The sequence below is a fragment of the Burkholderia sp. 22088 genome (assembly GCF_052045915.1).
Taxonomy (GTDB): Bacteria; Pseudomonadota; Gammaproteobacteria; order Burkholderiales; family Burkholderiaceae; genus Burkholderia; species Burkholderia cepacia.
This window is the reverse complement of sequence record NZ_JBQEPY010000001.1, coordinates 169263-187597: the sequence shown is the minus strand read 5'-3', so window position 1 is coordinate 187597 and position 18335 is coordinate 169263. Positions and strand designations below refer to the sequence as shown.

The following is an 18335-nucleotide window of genomic DNA, read 5'->3' as shown; positions in this document are numbered from 1 at the left end:
GACACGATTAATTGGGGCGCTATAATTTCGCTTCTTTGCAGCAAGCAGCTACTGCAAAACGTGCCCAGGTGGCGGAATTGGTAGACGCACTAGGTTCAGGTCCTAGCGGTGGCAACATCGTGGAGGTTCGAGTCCTCTCCTGGGCACCATCTGTTTTTTTAAAAAGGTCGGCTTCTAGCCGGCCTTTTTTCATTTCAAGCCCAGGAAGCAAAGCGCCTGCGCGCTTTGCGCGAGGACTCGAAAGGCTGCGCTTGCAAGCGCAGCCGGGGTCGCGCATGTGTGACCGAGTCCTCTCCTGGGCACCATCTGTTTTTTGAAAAGGTCGGCTTCCAGCCGGCCTTTTTTCATTCTCAGCGCCAGGAAACAGGCGCCCGGCTTACTCGCCGATGAACTTGCGCAACAGCCGGGTCAGCTCGTCGAACTCGGACTTCGAAAATTTCCGCAAGCGGGCATTGAGCACCTTCGGCGCAATCTCCGGAATCTGCGCGGCAACCGCCTGCCCCGCTTCGGTCAGCGCGAGGTTCACCACCCGCCGATCGCTCACGCTGCGCGAACGCTCGACGAGCCCCTTGTCCTCCAGCTTGTCGAGCACGCGCGTCATCAACCCGGTATCGACGCCGAGCAGCTTCGACAATTCGAACGGCGTCGCCGCGCTGCCGGTCCGCAAGGACAGCAGGATGCCCATCTGCTGCGCCGTGATATCGAGATCCTTCAACGCCGCATCCATCTCGGACGTGATCAGGTTGCGCGCTTTCACGAGCACAAACCCCACGCTTTCGGTGTGCAGGAAATTCTTCGGCGTGTAGTGTTCCATCGTGCTCGCTGAGTCGCATATTGTTGACCCACACAATAATTGCGACATCACGATTTTTCAAGACACGCGGCATCCCGCATACGCGCCGCCCGCGCCGGCTCAGTGCCCGCCGGCCGCCGCGGCTCCGGCTGCCACCCCCTTGCCCGGCTTCGTCACCCAGACCAGCGGGATGATCAGCACGAAGATCACCGACGACAGCCAGAAAACGTCGTTCAGCCCCAGCATCGTCGCCTGCGCATTCAACGTCGTCTCGAGGAACGTCAGTGCCTTCGGCGCACCGGCATCGAGCGCGCTCTGCACGCCGGCAACCGCGCTCGCGAAGATCGGATTGTTCACACTGCCCTGCTCGGCGAGTTGCGCGTGATGCAGGATCGTGCGGTCGTTCCAGGCGGTGCTCGCGAGCGACGTGCCGACCGCACCCATGAAGACGCGCGCGAAATTGGACAGGCCGGCCGCCGCCGGGATGCGCTCGGGCGGCAGCCCCGACAGGATGATCGACGTGAGCGGCGTCATGAAGAACGCCGTCGGAATGCCCTGCAGCAGCGTGGGCACCACGAGCGTCCATGTATCGACGCCCGTCGTATAGCGCGAGCGCATGAAAAACACGCCGGCAAACCCGAGAAACGCCAACGTGACGAGCACACGCATGTCCGATTTCGGCATCACCTTGCCGACCATCGGCGCGAGGATCACCGCGAAGATACCGAGCGGCGCGGTGACGAGGCCCGCATTGACCACCGGATAACCGAGCGAGCCCTGTATCCATTGCGGCAGGATCACGAGGTTGGCGAAAAATACCGCGAACGCAATCGAAATCGCCACCGTTCCGCCGAGGAAATTTCGTTGTGCAAACAGCCTGAGATCGACGATCGGACGCGCCTCGGTCAACTCCCAGATCAGGAAGAACACGAAGCCGACCACCGCCACGATGGTCAGGATCCAGATCGTCGACGAATTGAACCAGTCGAGATCCTTGCCCTTGTCGAGCATGACCTGTAGCGCGGCGACCCACACGACCAGCGCGATCAGCCCGACCTTGTCGATCGGCAGCTTGCGGGCCGGCGTTTCCCGGTTGCGATAGAGCGCCCAGATCACGACGGCCGCGAACAACCCCACGGGCACGTTGATGTAGAAGATCCACGACCAGCTGTAGTTGTCCGTAATCCAGCCGCCGAGCGCGGGGCCGGCAATCGGCCCGACGGTCGCCGTCATCCCCCACAGGGACAGCGCGCTCGAACTCTTCTCCTTCGGGAACGACGCCAGCAGCAACGCCTGCGACAACGGCACGAGCGGCCCGGCCACAGCACCCTGAACGATCCGGGCGGCGAGGAGCACGGTCAGGTTGGGCGCGAGCCCGCACGCAGCCGACGACAGCACGAACAGCAGGATCGCGCAGACGAACAGCCTGACCTGCCCGACCCGCTGCGTCAGCCAGCCGGTCAGCGGGATCGACACCGCGTTGGCCGCCGAGAACAGCGTGATGACCCACGTGCCCTCGTCGATGGACACGCCCAGATTGCCGGAAATGGTTGGAATCGCGACATTGGCGATCGACGAATCGAGAACGTTCATGAACGTGGCGAGCGCCACTGCCAGCGTTCCCAGCATAAAGCGGGCGCCGGTCAGGGGCGCCGGCGTACCCGGACTTTCGGACGGCTTCATCGGATGCCCTTCTGATCGGGCGCCACGCGAACAGCCCCGGCGCCGAGCAAAATTAACTGACAAGTCAGATAAGTGATTGAAAAAAAGCGATCGACGTGCCGCGCGGGTGTTGCTCACGCTTACGTCAATCGCTGACTTTGATATTTCTGCGCTGACTATATTTGACTATGCAATCAAATGCAACCCGAAGGCATCGATCGACCGCGCATGCATGGACGCGCCGCGATCACGCGCGGCCCCGCCCTTATGCCCGCCAGCAGGATCGATAGCAGAATTTATCGGTTATCGTCCGCTCGCCCTGTTGGTACGTTAGCCGGCTCGCTTCAATGCAACGAACCAGACAAGGAGCACGATCCATGACGCCGATGAACCGCCGCGCATTCGCGCGCGCGATGCTGGCCGCAGGCCTCACTGCCGCCGGCGTCCGAGTGCGCGCCGAGAACGCACCCGATGTGCTGCGCATCGGCTACCAGAAGTCGTCGACACTCATCACGCTGCTCAAGACGCGCGGCGCGCTCGAGCAGGCGCTGGCGCCGCTCGGCTTGCGCGTGTCGTGGCATGAATTCGCGAGCGGATTGCCGCTGACCGAAGCGCTCAACATCGGCGCCGTCGATTTCAGCGCCGACGTGGCCGATACGGTCCCGGTCTTCGCACAAGCGGCCCATGCGCGCTTCGTGTACGTCGCACAGGAAGCGCCTTCGCCGAAAGCGCAGGCGATCATCGTCAAGCAGGACAGCACACTGCGTGCGCTCGCCGATCTCAAGGGCAGGCGCATTGCGGTCACGAAGGCGGCCGGCAGCCATTACCTGTTGCTTGCCGCACTCGCACGCGCGAAGCTCGGGCCGGCCGATGAGACGATCCACTACCTGACGCCCGCGGACGGCCGCGCGGCATTCGAGCGTGGCAGCGTGGATGCATGGATCACGTGGGATCCCTATGTCGCATCGGTCGACCGCAATCCCGACGTACGGATTCTCGCCGACGGCAACGGACTCGCGTCATACCAGCGCTACTACCTTGCGTCGACCAGCTTCGCCACTGCGCGGCCCGACGTCGTCCAGATCCTGTTCGACCAGTTGTCGCAGGCCGGCACGTGGCTGCGCGACCACCCGCAGGACGCAGCGAATACGCTTGCGCCGATCTGGGGGCTCGACGCGGCGACGATCGCGCGTGCAAACGCGCGGCGCAGTTATCTCGTTCGCGCCGTGGTCGCGCAAAACTTCGGCGAACAGCAGAAGATCGCCGACACGTTCCTCGCGGCCGGACTGCTGCCGGCGCGAGTCGACACGAGTCAGGCGCAGCGCTGGAACTTCGACGCGAAACGCGCGATTCCGGTCGGCGCGTGAGAATCCGTCGCACGAGGGGCAATATTTTTATCGCTTTGAATGAAATTGTGTTGACAGGCTGCGCCGACACGCTAGAATAGCGGTCTTCGCATCGCAGCAAGCGAAACGTGCCCAGGTGGCGGAATTGGTAGACGCACTAGGTTCAGGTCCTAGCGGTGGCAACATCGTGGAGGTTCGAGTCCTCTCCTGGGCACCATCTGTTTTCTAAAAAGGTCGGCTTCTAGCCGGCCTTTTTTCATTTCAAGCCCTGGAAGCAATGCGCTTGCTTGCTCCGAGCGGGGCGTCGAAGGGCTGCACTTGCAAGCGCGACTCGGGTTACACATGTGCGACCCAGCCCCTCCCGCCTGACCTTCCACTTCCCAAAAAAGCTCGTTCCAGTCGGCCCGCCTGCATTCCCGGCATCCGGAAGGGATCAGCCCGCGCGCATCCGCCCATCACAAGTTCGATGATGCACGTCGGTCGACCGCCGCGATGTTTGCGCACCTTGCTCGATGCCCAAACAAATCCGTCAAATTATTTTCGTTCGCGACCTCAAATCCTGTTGACAGCCGCCAAAGACGCGCTATAATTTCGCTTCTTTGCAGCAAGCAGCTACTGCAAAACGTGCCCAGGTGGCGGAATTGGTAGACGCACTAGGTTCAGGTCCTAGCGGTGGCAACATCGTGGAGGTTCGAGTCCTCTCCTGGGCACCATCTGTTTTCTAAAAAGGTCGGCTTTTAGCCGACCTTTTTTCATTTCCGGCTCCGGAAAAACCTCCCCCTCATCTTCGCGAGCAGACCCAGCCGCTTCGATTTGCGCCGCCAGCGCAAGCAAACCGCGACGGCATGCTGCGAATCCGGCGACAACCCACTACCCCGGGTTCATGCCACCACCCACGCCACCTTCCGCCTGAATGACCGGGCTTCCGCGATCCATCCTCGATTCCGGACGCCCCGCATTACCATCCCCACTCCCACCTCAAACCGGGATTTCCCTAGGCTGACATGTCGGCGTTCACGCGGTTAAATAAATCAACGTGATTTATTTAATGCGCCGCTGCACGGCGCGCCATGGAAGGAGACGCCATGAGAAGCCCGCACTTCGGCCAGGGCAGCAATTCGGCCAACGTGCGCCGTTACAACGAGCGCCTGCTGCTGAAGACGCTGCGCCGCGCAGGCAGCGCGTCAAAGGCCGACCTCGCCCGCCTCGCGAACATGACGGGCACGGCGGTCGGCAGCATCATCACATCGCTCGCCGACGCGAAGCTGATCGAATTCGCGGGCCGCACCGAAGGCCAGCGCGGTCAGCCGGCTTCGCTGATTCGCCTCGACCCGCGCGGCGCGTTCGGCATCGGCGTCCATCTCGACCGCATGCGCATCGAAACGGCGCTCGTCAACTTCGCGGGCGACGTGCTCGGCCGCCGCTCGCACGACACGCTGCTGCCCCCGCCCGCCGACGTGCTCGAGATCGTCCGCCACGACATCGAAGCGATGCAGGCCCTGCTCCCCGACCACGAGCGTGCCCGCCTGACCGGCATCGGTGTCGCGCAGCCCTACAACCTCGGCGCGTGGATGCGTGAACTCGGTCTCGCACCCGACACATTCCGCGCGTGGGAAGACGTCGATTTCGCCAGCGACCTCGGTCGCATGCTGTCGCTTCCGGTATTCGGCGAAAACGACGGCAATGCGGCCGCGATCGCCGAGCTCTTCTACGGATACGGCCGGCAGTGCGACGATTTCGTCTATCTGTTCATCGGGCCGGCGATCGGCGGCGGCATCGCGATCGACGGCGACTGCCTGCGCGGCGTGACCGGCAACGCGGGCGACATCGCCGTGATTCCCGTGCAGCCGAGCCGGCTCGCTTCCGCGCCGCCGCCGCGTGGCCCGTGGGACATCCTGCTCGCGCGCGCATCGCTGCATGCGCTCGTGCGCCATCTGCGCCATCACGGCGAGACGGTCGACAACCGGGCCGATCTCGAAGCCTGCATCGCTCGCGGCCTGCCCGCCGTCGACGAATGGATCGACGATTGCGTCGACGCGCTCGCACCTGCGTTGCGCGCGGTGCTGTGTGTGGTCGATGCGCCGGTGGTCGTGCTCGACGCCGATACCGACGCAGGCCTGCTCGACGCGGTGACAACGCGCCTGCGTGCCGCGCTCGTGGCCACCGCGCCCGAAGCGCGCGGCACGCCGGTGCTCGTACGCGGCACGTTCGGCGCCGACGCCGGCGCGATCGGCGCAGCCACGCTGCCGATGTATTTCAACTTCTCCCCGCGGGCCGGCATCCTCAAGGGCGCCCGCACCGACTCGCAGGAGGTCAACCATGTCGCGATCTGAGTCGCCCCGTCCGCTGCTCGAGATGCGCGGGATCAGCAAGACGTTCCCGGCCGTGCGCGCGCTCGACAACGTGAGCCTGACCGTCTATCCCGGCGAGATCCACTCGCTGATGGGCGAAAACGGCGCGGGCAAATCGACGCTGATGAAAATCCTGTCGGGCGCATACCGCGCCGACGCCGGCGGCGAGATCCTGATCGACGGCGAACGCATCGACATCGACGGCCCGCTTGCCGCGCGCGATGCGGGCGTCGCGGTGATCTACCAGGAGCTGTGCCTGTCCCCGAACCTGAGCGTCGCGGAAAACATCTACATCGGCCGCGAATTGCGGCGCGGCAACCGGCGCTGGGGCACGATCGACCGCGCGGCAATGGCACGCGGCTGCGAGGACGTGCTCGCGCGCCTGGGCGCATCGTTCGGGCCCGACACGCTCGTCGGCACGCTGTCGATCGCGGAACAGCAGCTCGTCGAGATCGCGCGCGCCGTGCACACCCGCGCACGCATCCTCGTGATGGACGAGCCGACCACGCCGCTGTCGTCGCGCGAGACCGAACACCTGTTCCGCCTGATCCGCCAGTTGCGCGAGGAAGGTCTCGCGATCATCTACATCAGCCACCGGATGGCGGAGATCTACGAATTGTCCGACCGTGTGTCGGTGCTGCGCGACGGCACGTATGTCGGCACGCTCGAGCGCGCATCGCTGTCGGCCGAGCGTCTTGTCGCGATGATGGTCGGCCGCGACATCTCCGGCTTTTACAAGAAGGAACACGCGCCGTACGACCCCGGCCACCTGCTGCTGTCGGTACGCGACATCGCCGACGGCGCGCGCGTGCGCGGCTGCAGCCTCGACCTGCACGCCGGCGAAGTGCTCGGCATCGCGGGGCTCGTCGGCGCAGGCCGCACCGAGCTCGCGCGGCTGATCTTCGGCGCCGAACCGCGCGTGCGCGGCAGCGTGAAGGTGGGCGAACGCACGTTCGGCGCGCACTCGCCGCGCGACGCGATCGACGCCGGCCTCGTCTACCTGACCGAAGACCGCAAGCGCCAGGGCCTGTTCCTCGACATGAGCGTACGCGACAACATCAACATCTCGGTCTGCAACCGCGATGCGCGGCTCGGTGCGCTCGACCTCGCGCGCGGCGCCGAACGTGCACGCGACGCAATTGCATCGCTGTCGATCCGCGTCCCCCACGCGAACGTCAACGTCGGCGCGCTGTCAGGCGGCAACCAGCAGAAAGTGCTGCTGTCGCGCCTGCTCGAAACGAAGCCGCGCGTGCTGATCCTCGACGAACCGACGCGCGGCGTCGATATCGGCGCGAAATCCGAGATCTACCGGATCATCAACGAACTGGCCCGCGCCGGCGTGGGTGTGATCGTGATCTCGAGCGAACTGCCGGAGATCATCGGCGTCGCCGACCGGGTGCTCGTGATGCGCGAAGGCGAGATCGCGGGCGAGCTCGGCGGCCACACGCATACGCCCATCACGCAGGAAGCCATCATCGCGCTCGCCACCGGCTCGCAGGCCGAACTCGCCGACGCGCACTGAGCCCGCCCTTTCAGTCCATTCTTACATTCAGGTTACCGACATGATCAACCCGACCAAGCAGCGGAACCTCGCTTCCGCGACGGCCCATCCGGTGGGCAACCGTACGCCGCTGTTGCGCGGCGCCGATCACCGCGCCCGCATGCAGTCGCTGATCCGCACCGCCGGCATGCTGCCGGTGCTGCTGGTTCTGTGCATCGGCTTCGGCTTCCTGACCGACGGCTTCTTCACGCTGCAGAACCTGTCGATCGTCACGCAGCAGGCGTCGATCAACATCGTGCTCGCCGCCGGCATGACCTTCGTGATCCTGACGGGCGGCATCGACCTGTCGGTCGGCTCGGTGCTCGCCGCTGCGGCCGTCGCGGCGCTGCTCGCGTCGACCATTCCGGGCTGGGGCTGGCTCGGCGTACCGGTCGCGCTCGTCGTCGGCCTCGTGTTCGGCGCGATCAACGGCGGCCTGATCTCGTTCCTGCGCCTGCCGCCGTTCATCGTCACGCTCGGCGCGATGACGGCCGTGCGCGGCGTCGCGCGCCTGATCGGCAACGACACCACCGTGTTCAATCCTCAGTTGCCGTTCGCGTTCATCGGCAACGGCACGATCCTCGGTGTGCCCTGGCTCGTCGTCATCGCGTGCGCGGTCATCGCGATCTCGTGGTTCATCCTGCGCCGCACGGTGCTCGGGATGCGCATCTATTCGGTGGGCGGCAATCCGGAAGCCGCGCGCCTGTCGGGCATCAACGTGCGGGCGATCCAGATGTTCGTCTATGCGGCGTCGGGCCTGCTCGCCGGGCTCGGCGCGGTGATGTCGGCCGCGCGGCTTTATGCGGCGAACGGCCTGCAGCTCGGCCAGTCGTACGAACTCGACGCGATCGCCGCGGTGATCCTCGGCGGCACGAGCTTCGTCGGCGGCGTCGGCTCGATCGTCGGCACGCTGATCGGTGCGCTGATCATCGCGGTACTGACGAACGGCCTCGTCCTGCTCGGCGTGTCCGACATCTGGCAGTACATCATCAAGGGCCTCGTGATCATCGGCGCCGTTGCGCTCGATCGCTATCGCCAGCGCGACTCGGCGCGCACCTGACCCTTCCCGTCGATTCAACCTTGCGGCGCTGGCCGGTTCGCCTGCGCCCGTTCACCAACAAACTTCTCGGAGACACAACGACATGCTCAAGCACAAAGCCGCCCTGACCGCCGTCGCCTGCGCACTCGCCTTCGGCGCTTCCGCCGCACACGCGGCCGACAAGCCGCTCAAATCGATCGGCGTCACGGTCGGGTCGCTCGGCAATCCGTACTTCGTCACGATCGTCAAGGGTGCCGAAGCACGCGCCAAGCAGCTCAATCCGAACGCGAAGGTCACGGCCGTCTCGGCCGACTACGACCTGAACAAGCAGTTCACGCAGATCGACAACTTCATCTCCGCGCACGTCGACATGATCCTGCTCAACGCGACGGATCCGAAGGCGATCGAGCCGGCGGTGAAGAAAGCGCAGGCGGCCGGCATCACGGTCGTCGCGGTCGACGTCGCCGCGGCGGGCGCAAACGCGACCGTGCAGACCAACAACGTGAAGGCCGGCGAACTCGCGTGCGACTACATCGTGAAGAAACTCAACGGCAAGGGCAACGTGATCATCGAGAACGGCCCGCAGGTATCGGCCGTGATCGATCGCGTCAACGGCTGCAAGGCCGTGCTCGCGAAAAACGCCGGCATCAAGGTGCTGTCGAGCGACCAGGACGGCAAGGGTTCGCGCGAAGGCGGGATGAATGCGATGCAAGGCTACCTGACGCGCTTTCCGAAGCTCGACGCGGTGTTCACGATCAACGACCCGCAGGCGATCGGTAGCGACCTCGCCGCGAAGCAGCTGAACCGTCCGGGCATCGTGATCACGTCGGTCGACGGCGCACCCGACATCGAGGTCGCGCTCAAGTCCAACACGCTCGTGCAGGCGTCGTCGAGCCAGGATCCCTGGGCCATGGCGCAGCAGGCGGTCAACGTCGGCTACGGGATCATGAACGGCCAGAAGCCGGCCAATCCGATGATCCTGATCGAGCCGACGCTCATCACGCGCGACAACGTGAAAACCTACAAGGGCTGGAGCTCGCCGCGCTGATCGCGCCGCCTGTCCGCCCACGCAACCGGGCGGTGCCGGGCCGTGTCGCCATGCGCGACGGCCCCGCACTGCCCGCCTTTTCGGATCAACCGCTGTACGGCCGTGCGCAACGCCACGGCACAAGGTTTCGACATGACGACGACGTTCCCCCGCCTGATCGTATTCGGCGAAGCGCTGACCGATTTCATCCGCGACGACGCGCAGCACTGGCACAGCATCGCCGGCGGCTCATGCTGGAACGTCGCGCGCGTCGGCGCGCGACTCGGCGTGCCGACGGCCTTCGCCGGCACGGTCAGCCGCGACATCTTCGGCGATGAACTGATGCGCAAGAGTGCCGACGCCGGGCTCGACCTGCGCTTCATCCGACAGGTCGATCGTGCGCCGCTGCTCGCGATGGTCGTGTCGAAGCAGCCGCCCCACTATTTCTTCATCGGCGAGAACAGCGCCGATCTCGCGTTCGATCCGGCGGACCTGCCCGCCGGTGCGCTCGATGCGGCCGAGATCGTGCACGTCGGCTCGCTCGGCGTCGTGCGCGAGCCGCTCGCGGCGCGCCTGATCGAAGTCGCGCAGGCCGCGCGAACGGCCGGCAAGCGAATCTCGTTCGACCCGAACTTCCGTGCGCCGATGGCCGCGCCGTCGTATCGCGACACGCTGCGCCGGCTGGCCGGGCTCGCCGACTGGATCAAGGTGTCCGACGAGGATCTGCGCGGGCTGTTTCCCGAACTCGATGAAGCCGCCGCGCTCGCGCAACTGCGCACGTGGGCGCCCGACGCAACGATGCTCGTCACGCGCGGCGCATCGGGCATGCAGCTCCTGCATCGCGACACCGTGCTGTTCCAGCCTGCGTTCCCGACCGAGGTGGCCGACACCGTCGGCTGCGGCGACGCGAGCATCGGCGGCTGGCTCGCAAGCCAGCTGGCGCGTCCCGACGCGTCAGCCGCCGAGCATCTGCGCTACGCGGCCGCGTGCGCGGCGGTCGCCTGTGCACATGCAGGCGCCTATGCGCCGACCGCGGCCGAGGTGAACGACATGATCGATCGCACTACCGACACTGCAGTTTCGCAATAGCACCTACCGGCGCACCGCACCGTCACGAGGCGGTCGTTCCGCCGCTGCCATCCGGCGCCGTCCCGGCCTGCAACAGCTGCAGGCTCTCGTCGACGCTCAGTTCGGACATCGCATCGTCGTGAAGCGTATCGTCGGCCGCGCGGCGCAATGCATGCAGCGTGTGCACCTTGAGCCGCACGAGCGCGAGCCGCAACCCGCGCGCCGCGCATTCGGCCGCAAAGGTGCGCAACGATTCGATCGTCGTGCCGTCGACATCCGGCGTTTCCTCGAGGCTCAGCATCACGGTATGCGTGTCCGGCGCTGCCTTCATCAACGCACGCACACGGTTCAACATCCGGTCCGCATTCGCGAAGAACAGCTGCGCCTCGGGCCGCACGATCAGCACGCCCGGCACCGGCTTCGCGTCGGCGTGGCTCGCGACGTCGACGAAATCATGGCTGTCGCGCAGCCTGCCGAGCACGCTGACGTTCGGCTCGGACAACTTGCGCAGCGTCAACAGCAGGCTCACGCCGATGGCCGCGAGCAGCGCGGCGATCACGACGAGCCGGTCGCGATGCCAGGCCCAGTACGGCCGGAACACCGACGGATGCAGCGAGTGGCTGACCGCGAAGATCACGATCGCCGCGAGCACGGGCTCCGGCGTGCGCGCGAGCTGCGGCAGCAGCAGCCACACGATCAGCGCGACCACGCACGCCGCCCACAGGCCCGCGAAGCGCGACTGCGCGCCGGCCGCTTCGTTCGCCGAGGTCGCCGAATAACCGGCACCGACCGGCATCCCGTGCAGCAAGCCGGACACGAGATTCGCGCAGCCGAGCGCGACGAGGTCGCGGTTCGGCGACACGCTGTCGCCATGCTTCAGTGCGAAGTTGCGGATCGATCCGTACGACTCCGCATACAGGATCAGCATCAGCGCGAACGCAAGCTCGACGGTCTGCATCCACGCGTTGCGGTCGAGGGTCGGCAGGCCGAACTCGATATGCCGGAAGTCGATGTGGCCGACGATCGCAATGCCGTATCGCTGCCAGTCGACCGCGTAACCGGCCGCGATCGACAGCACGATCACGACGAGCGTCGCGGGCACCCGCGTGCTCCGTCCGAGTGCGAACAGCAACGCCAGCGCGGTCGCACCGAGCACGACGCTCGCGAGATTCGCGTGCGGCGCACCGCTGATCAGGTCGAGCGCGACATGCGGCGCATCGCTGTGCTGCACGGAAATCGCGAGAATCTTCGGCAACTGCTTGATGACGATCGTCAGCGCGAGGCCGAACGTAAAGCCGCGCAGGACCGGCCGCGCGACGAAATCCGACATGCCGCCGAGCCGCGCGGCACCCGCCAGGATGAACAGCACGCCCGTCATCGCGACGAGCGCCGCCGCCAGCGCGAGCTGCGCGGCAAGCGCCATTCCCGACTCCGCGAGCACGGTCGCCGCGAGCACGGCAGCCGACGACGACGTCGACGACACGATCGCGAAACGGCTGCTGCCGGTGAGCGCATAGACGACGAGCCCCGACAGCAACGCGATGAGCCCGGCCTGCGGCGGCAAGTTGGCCAGCCCCGCGTACGCGACCGCCTCGGGGATCAGCAAGCCCGCGATCGACAGGCCGGCCAGCGCGTCGAGGCCGATGCGCCGCGTCGGCGGCGGCGAGGCCGCGTCGAGCGCGGAGAAATGCTCCGCATGCTGCGGGCCGGCATCGGGGCGGATCGGGGCAGTCGTCATGAGGTGCTCAGGGCCTGACGGCGATGACGCCCGACCAGCCGGGCAGATAGCGTGCATCCTGCTCGTGTGCGCGATGCAGCGCGATATCGAGCGCCTTCGCGAAGTTCTTGCGGATCTGGTCGAGCGACACGTGCTGGCGCAGGTAGTCGGCCCACAGGAATTCGCTGAACGGCGTCGCGTCCTTCGCGTAGCCGCCGGCGGTGCGCAGCTCGCCGGCAAGGCTGCGGTACGGATCGTCCACGAGCCCCGTCAGCACCTTCGGCAGATTCGCGTAGTCGCGGCGCGTGCCGTCCGCGCCGAACGGATGCACCCACTGGTTGTGTTCCATCATCCGCCAGAAGATCGTGTCGTCGAGCCACGACAGGTCCTTCAGCAGCATCGCGTTCACGCGCGCCTCGCCTTCCTCGATCAGTGCGAGGCCGAGATGATGATGATCGGTGATGTAGTGCAACCCGCCCGGGCCGAGCACGGCCGGGAACCAGTGCGATTCGATCGCGGTCTTGCGCGCGCGCTTGCTGAGCCCCTTCCAGTGCTTGCGCTTCGCCTTGACTTCGCGATAGCCGACCGTCATCTGCGTGGGACGCAGTTCTTCCAGCTTGACGGGAATCAGGTGAACATCGGTGCCGAGTGCCATGGTCGTACCCCATGTTGCGAAATTCCGGCAACGATACTCCTGAACGCACGAGCCGTTAATACGTCATGACCTCGATACGCATCCGGTTGACGATCCACGACAACTGCCCGTGTACGCGCGCGCCGCGCTACACGCGCAGGTCGTTGCGTTCGAGACGATGTCGAATGTAGGGAATGCCATCGTGCACGACGCTCACCCGGCGCATCCCGAGCTTGCGCGCGACGTTCAACGAGCCGCCGTTGGCCTCCGCGATATCGGCGATCACGCGCGGCAGGCGCACGGTGTCGAAGGCGTGGCGCACGACGGCCAACGCGGCCTCGCTCGCGATGCCGCGCCCCCATGTTGCACGCACCAGCCGCCAGCCGATCTCGACATCGCGCGCGCCATCCGCATAGTCCGGAATCAGCAGGATCCAGCCGACGAACGCATCGGGCGCGGCCTTCTCGAAGATCGACCAGTAGCCGAGGCCCGGCGGATAGTCGCGCGTGATCCGGTGCGTGACGAAGCGCCGATGCTCGACGGGATCGTGCCACGGGCCCGCGATGTGCCGCGTGACCTCGGGATCGCGATCCATCGCGATGCAGGCATCGAGATCGGCCAGTACGCGCGGACGCAGCCACAGCCGCGCAGTTTCGAGCACGGGCAGCGTGGCGGCGGAAGGTTCAGTCATCTGGACTCCTGATTCGGTGACGATGCTCACCGGACGCATTACAAAACAGATACAAACAGCCTTCCGGAATGATACAGAGGCCTGCCGCCGGTTTCGCGCAGCGCCGTTGCCGAATCCGAAACAGTTCATTTCCTAGGGATTATTCCCGATTCGGCGTTATCGCGCCCCACATCGCCAAGCGCCGCGGCCTACACTCGATCCATGCCCCCGCACCGCGCGCAAGCCGGGCCGGCATCCGCATGCACATCGTAAGCGCGCAAGCCAACGAGGAGACTTCGGACATGAGCTGGACCCGCGAACAACGCAACGTGACGATCGCCGCCTACCTGGGCTGGACACTCGATGCGTTCGATTTCTTCCTAATGGTCTTCGTGCTGAAGGACATCGCCGCCGAATTCGGATCGACGATTCCCGCCGTCGCGTTCGCGCTCACGCTGACACTCGCGATGCGTCCGCTAGGCGCGCTGATCTTCGGCCGGCTCGCCGACCGCTTCGGCCGCCGCCCGACGCTGATGGTCAACATCGCGTGCTACTCGCTGCTCGAACTCGCATCGGGTTTCGCGCCGAGCCTGACCGCGCTGCTCGTGCTGCGCGCGCTGTTCGGCGTCGCGATGGGCGGCGAATGGGGTGTCGGCTCCGCGCTGACGATGGAAACCGTGCCGACCCATGCACGCGGCTTCGTGTCGGGGCTGCTGCAGGCCGGCTATCCGAGCGGCTACCTGCTCGCGTCCGTCGTGTTCGGCCTGTTCTACCAGTACATCGGCTGGCGCGGGATGTTCATGGTCGGCGTGCTGCCCGCGCTGCTCGTGCTGTACGTGCGCGCCCACGTGCCCGAATCGCCGGCGTGGAAGCAGATGGAGAAACGCCCGCGCCCGAGCCTCGGGGCCACGCTGCAGCAGAACTGGAAGCTCACGATCTACGCGATCGTGCTGATGACCGCGTTCAACTTCTTCTCGCACGGCACGCAGGATCTCTATCCGACGTTCCTGCGCGAACAGCATCATTTCGATCCGCATACCGTGTCGTGGATCACGATCGTGCTGAACATCGGCGCCATCGTCGGCGGCCTGTCGTTCGGCTCGATCTCGGAGCGGATCGGCCGGCGTCGTGCCATCTTCATCGCTGCGTTGATCGCCCTGCCCGTGCTGCCGCTGTGGGCATTCTCGAGCGGCCCGGTTGCCCTCGCCGCGGGGGCGTTCCTGATGCAGATCTCGGTGCAGGGTGCGTGGGGCGTGATCCCGGTTCACCTGAACGAGATCTCGCCCGACGAGATCCGCGCGACCTTCCCCGGCGTCGTCTACCAGCTCGGCAACCTGCTCGCGTCGGGCAACGCGACGATGCAGGCCTCGCTCGCCGTTTCGCACAACAACAACTACAGCTTCGCGCTCGCGCTCGTGGCCGGCATCGTCGCCGTCGTGATCGCCGTGCTGATCCTGTTCAGCCGCGAGCGGCGCGGCATCGACATGACGCAATCGGTCAATACGCGTAGCACGGTCGCCTGATTCTGCGCATTGCCGCATTGCACCATCGCGCGTGCCCCGCCCTGTCGAAGGCGCGCGCGATACTTTCCGCATTCGCACATCGAACTAGAGGAATTTGTCCAGATTCCCCGCTTGCCCGCTCCGCTCGCCCTTTTTTATCTTAATAAAAACGACTGTTTGAATCAGATAATCAAATCACCAGTTCGCGGCCGGGCGACCGGCATGGGAGGCGGGACATGGCAGTAAGTCAGGAGGGGCGGCCATCCGCGGGACGGCCGTCCGGGGCACGGTCATCCGGCACTCGGCAGACCGGCGGGACGAAAGCGCGCATCCTCGATGCGGCCGAGGACCTGTTCATCGAGCATGGCTTCGAGGCGATGTCGATGCGCCAGATCACCTCGCGCGCGGCGGTCAACCTCGCCGCGGTCAACTACCACTTCGGCAGCAAGGAAGCGCTGATCCACGCGATGCTGTCGCGCCGCCTCGACCAGCTCAACCAGGAACGCCTCGGTATCCTCGACCGCTTCGATGCGCAACTCGGCACGCACATCACCTGCGAGCACGTGCTCGGCGCGATGTTCATTCCCGCGCTGAAGGCATCGCGCAATCCCGAACGCGGCGGGCCCGGGTTCCTGCGGCTGATCGGCCGCGCGTACACCGATCCGTCGCCGTTCGTGCGCAACTTCCTGACCGCGCACTACGCAAGCGTCGCGGGCCGCTTCTTCGACGCATTCCAGCGCGCGTTGCCGCACCTGCCGCGCACGGAGCTCGGCTGGCGGCTGCACTTCGCGATCGGTGCACTCTCCGGCGCGCTCGCCGGCGCCGAAACGGAAAGCCTGATCGACGAGTTCTCGCAAGGCCGCACGATGAACGACGTGCAGATGATCGCGCGGCTGTCGTCGCTGATCGTCGCCGCGCTGAAAGCGCCGATGCCCGACAGCGCGCAACTGTCGATCTTCGCGGCCGTGCTCGACGATGCAGGCGCAAGCGAGGCGTTCGGGCTGCCGTCGTCGGGCGCGGCCACCGCCGATACGGCGACGCTGCATTCCACGAACTGAGCGCGCGAGGCCGCGCGCGGCTTCCTGTTCACGATTTGATTGAAACGCGCGGTCATGCGGAGCGCCGAGGCGCCCCGTCGATCGACCGTGCGGCACGGGGCACGGGCCGGCGCTGAAGCGCCGGCCTTCGCCGAGAGCAAAGACCGGAGACATGTCATGTCATCTTCCGCAGCAACCGCAGCGGCCCAGGTTCCGCCGAACACCGACGGCATCTGGTACGCGTCATATCCGCCCGGCGTCCCGCACGACATCGACGTCACGCAATACGCATCGCTCGTGCAGTTCTTCGACGAATGCACGAGCCGCTTCGCCGAGCGCGTCGCCTATGTGAGCGCGGGCGCATCGATGACCTATCGCACGCTCGCGCAGAAAGTCGACGCGTTCGCGTCGTATCTGCAAAGCCTCGGCGTCAAACCCGGCGACCGCGTCGCGATCATGCTGCCGAACACGTTCCAGTACCCGGTCGCGCTGTTCGGCACGCTGAAAGCCGGTGCGATCGTCGTCAACGTCAATCCGCTCTATACCGCGCGCGAACTCGCGCACCAGCTGAAGGACAGCGGCGCGCAGACGATCGTCGTGTTCGAGAATTTCGCGCGCACGCTGCAGGATGCGCTGCCGGAAACGCAGGTGAAGAACATCGTCGTCACCGCGCTCGGCGACCTCCTCGCCGACGGCTTCAATGCGAAAGGACGCCTGATCAATTTCGTGCTGAAGCACGTGAAGAAGCTCGTGCCGGCCTACCACCTGCCGCAGGCCATCCGGTTGCGCTCCGCCCTCGCGCTCGGTGAGCGAAGCAAGCCGCAGCCCGTGCAGACGACGCGCGACGACCTCGCATTCCTGCAATACACGGGCGGCACGACGGGCGTCGCGAAAGGCGCGATGCTCACGCACGGCAACCTGATCGCGAACCTGCTGCAGGCGAAGGCCTGGATCGCCGACCAGGTATCGGGCGACGTCGAAACCGTGCTCACGCCGCTGCCGCTGTATCACATCTATTCGCTGACGGTGAACGCATTCATCTTCATGGGGCTCGGCGGGCGCAACATCCTGATCGCGAACCCGCGCGACATGACGATGGTGATGAAGATCATCCGCAACGAGACGTTCACCGGGATCACCGGCATCAACACGCTGTACAACGCATTCCTCGACAACGAGGAATTCCGCAAGCGCGATTTCTCGAAGCTGAAGCTCGCGATGGCGGGCGGGATGGCGATGCAGCGTGCGGTCGCGGAACGCTTCCAGCAGGTGACGGGCCGGCCGGTCGTCGAAGGCTACGGCCTGACCGAATGCTCGCCGATCGTCACGATGAACCCCGTCAACCTGAACGACATGGCCGCGTTCAGCGGTTCGATCGGCCTGCCCGCGCCGTCCACCGTCGTGCGCTTTCGCCGTGAGGACGGCACCTGGGCGCCCGTCGGCGAGCCGGGCGAGCTGTGCGTGCGCGGCCCGCAGGTGATGCGCGGCTACTGGCAGCGCCCCGACGAGACGGCCAAGGTGATCGACGCCGACGGCTGGCTCGGTACCGGCGACATCGGCGTGATGGACGAACGCGGCTTCATCCGCCTGATCGACCGCAAGAAGGACATGATCCTCGTGTCGGGCTTCAACGTGTACCCGAACGAGATCGAGGAAGTGCTGGTGATGCATCCGGGCATCAGCGAAGCCGCGGCGATCGGCATTCCGGACGAGGTACAGGGCGAACGGATCAAGGTGTTCGTCGTGCGCCGCGACCCGTCGCTGACGACCGACGATGTGCTCGCGCACTGCCGCAAGAACCTCACCGGCTACAAGATGCCGAAATTCGTCGAGTTCCGCGACGCGCTGCCGCAGACGAACGTCGGCAAGATCCTGCGCCGCGCGCTGCGCGACGAAGAACTCGCCAAAATCAAGGCCGCGAAGCAAGGTTGAACGATCCGTCGCCCAGG

Annotated in this window: 14 protein-coding genes and 3 tRNA genes; 12 read left to right on the top strand and 5 right to left on the bottom strand. The window is 65.8% G+C overall.

What is annotated here, in order from left to right:
* Positions 1–62 precede the first annotated feature (62 nt).
* A tRNA-Leu gene (locus ACTJLD_RS00825) sits at positions 63–149 on the top strand.
* Between the two features lie 227 nt (positions 150–376).
* Here the strand turns inward: ACTJLD_RS00825 and ACTJLD_RS00820 are convergent.
* Positions 377–814: a MarR family winged helix-turn-helix transcriptional regulator gene (locus tag ACTJLD_RS00820; RefSeq protein WP_027787644.1), complete on the bottom strand. Its 438-nt coding sequence runs from the start codon at positions 812–814 to the stop codon at positions 377–379.
* 99 nt (positions 815–913) lie between these two features.
* Positions 914–2476 carry a DHA2 family efflux MFS transporter permease subunit gene (locus ACTJLD_RS00815; protein WP_440657654.1) on the bottom strand — a complete coding sequence of 521 codons (1563 nt, stop codon included), beginning with the start codon at positions 2474–2476 and terminating at the stop codon, positions 914–916.
* 356 nt (positions 2477–2832) lie between these two features.
* Here ACTJLD_RS00815 and ACTJLD_RS00810 point away from each other — a divergent pair, with 356 nt between their 5' ends.
* The 8 genes from ACTJLD_RS00810 to ACTJLD_RS00775 all read left to right on the top strand — a co-directional run bounded on the left by ACTJLD_RS00810 (position 2833) and on the right by ACTJLD_RS00775 (position 10847).
* Entirely contained in the window at positions 2833–3822 is a 990-nt protein-coding gene (locus tag ACTJLD_RS00810) for an aliphatic sulfonate ABC transporter substrate-binding protein (protein WP_440657653.1), read from the top strand.
* 109 nt (positions 3823–3931) lie between these two features.
* A tRNA-Leu gene (locus ACTJLD_RS00805) sits at positions 3932–4018 on the top strand.
* A 409-nt stretch (positions 4019–4427) separates the two neighbouring features.
* Positions 4428–4514, top strand: a tRNA-Leu gene (locus ACTJLD_RS00800).
* A gap of 372 nt (positions 4515–4886) precedes the next feature.
* Positions 4887–6134: an ROK family protein gene (locus ACTJLD_RS00795; RefSeq protein WP_060196606.1), complete on the top strand. Its 1248-nt coding sequence runs from the start codon at positions 4887–4889 to the stop codon at positions 6132–6134.
* On the top strand, positions 6121–7674 hold the full coding sequence (locus ACTJLD_RS00790) for a sugar ABC transporter ATP-binding protein (RefSeq protein WP_060172092.1): 1554 nt from the start codon (positions 6121–6123) through the stop codon (positions 7672–7674). Before ACTJLD_RS00795 ends, ACTJLD_RS00790 begins: the two co-directional genes overlap by 14 nt.
* 40 nt (positions 7675–7714) lie before the next feature.
* Complete coding sequence (locus ACTJLD_RS00785) at positions 7715–8752, top strand: ABC transporter permease subunit (protein WP_440657651.1); 1038 nt, start codon at positions 7715–7717, stop codon at positions 8750–8752.
* Between the two features lie 82 nt (positions 8753–8834).
* Positions 8835–9779, top strand: a complete 945-nt coding sequence (locus ACTJLD_RS00780; RefSeq protein ID WP_060358178.1) for an ABC transporter substrate-binding protein — start codon at positions 8835–8837, stop codon at positions 9777–9779.
* A gap of 132 nt (positions 9780–9911) precedes the next feature.
* Positions 9912–10847: a carbohydrate kinase family protein gene (locus ACTJLD_RS00775; RefSeq protein ID WP_136470432.1), complete on the top strand. Its 936-nt coding sequence runs from the start codon at positions 9912–9914 to the stop codon at positions 10845–10847.
* Between the two features lie 22 nt (positions 10848–10869).
* Here ACTJLD_RS00775 and ACTJLD_RS00770 read toward each other — a convergent pair whose 3' ends face one another.
* The 3 genes from ACTJLD_RS00770 to ACTJLD_RS00760 all read right to left on the bottom strand — a co-directional run bounded on the left by ACTJLD_RS00770 (position 10870) and on the right by ACTJLD_RS00760 (position 13868).
* Positions 10870–12564 (bottom strand): SulP family inorganic anion transporter, encoded by a 1695-nt coding sequence (locus ACTJLD_RS00770; RefSeq protein WP_440657650.1) that lies wholly within the window; start codon positions 12562–12564, stop codon positions 10870–10872.
* Between the two features lie 7 nt (positions 12565–12571).
* Positions 12572–13198 carry a ParB-like protein gene (locus ACTJLD_RS00765; RefSeq protein ID WP_027787652.1) on the bottom strand — a complete coding sequence of 209 codons (627 nt, stop codon included), beginning with the start codon at positions 13196–13198 and terminating at the stop codon, positions 12572–12574.
* Positions 13199–13325: 127 nt separating this feature from the next.
* Positions 13326–13868, bottom strand: coding sequence for a GNAT family N-acetyltransferase (locus tag ACTJLD_RS00760; protein ID WP_440657648.1), 543 nt, complete (start codon positions 13866–13868; stop codon positions 13326–13328).
* Positions 13869–14149: 281 nt separating this feature from the next.
* Between ACTJLD_RS00760 and ACTJLD_RS00755 the strand changes: the two genes are divergently transcribed.
* From ACTJLD_RS00755 to ACTJLD_RS00745, 3 genes are all read left to right on the top strand, one after another.
* On the top strand, positions 14150–15370 hold the full coding sequence (locus ACTJLD_RS00755; RefSeq protein WP_027787654.1) for an MFS transporter: 1221 nt from the start codon (positions 14150–14152) through the stop codon (positions 15368–15370).
* Between the two features lie 215 nt (positions 15371–15585).
* Positions 15586–16407 (top strand): TetR/AcrR family transcriptional regulator, encoded by an 822-nt coding sequence (locus tag ACTJLD_RS00750; protein ID WP_027787655.1) that lies wholly within the window; start codon positions 15586–15588, stop codon positions 16405–16407.
* 156 nt (positions 16408–16563) lie between these two features.
* A complete protein-coding gene (locus ACTJLD_RS00745) occupies positions 16564–18318 on the top strand; it encodes an AMP-binding protein (protein ID WP_027787656.1) in 1755 nt (584 codons plus the stop codon).
* Positions 18319–18335: the final 17 nt, after the last annotated feature.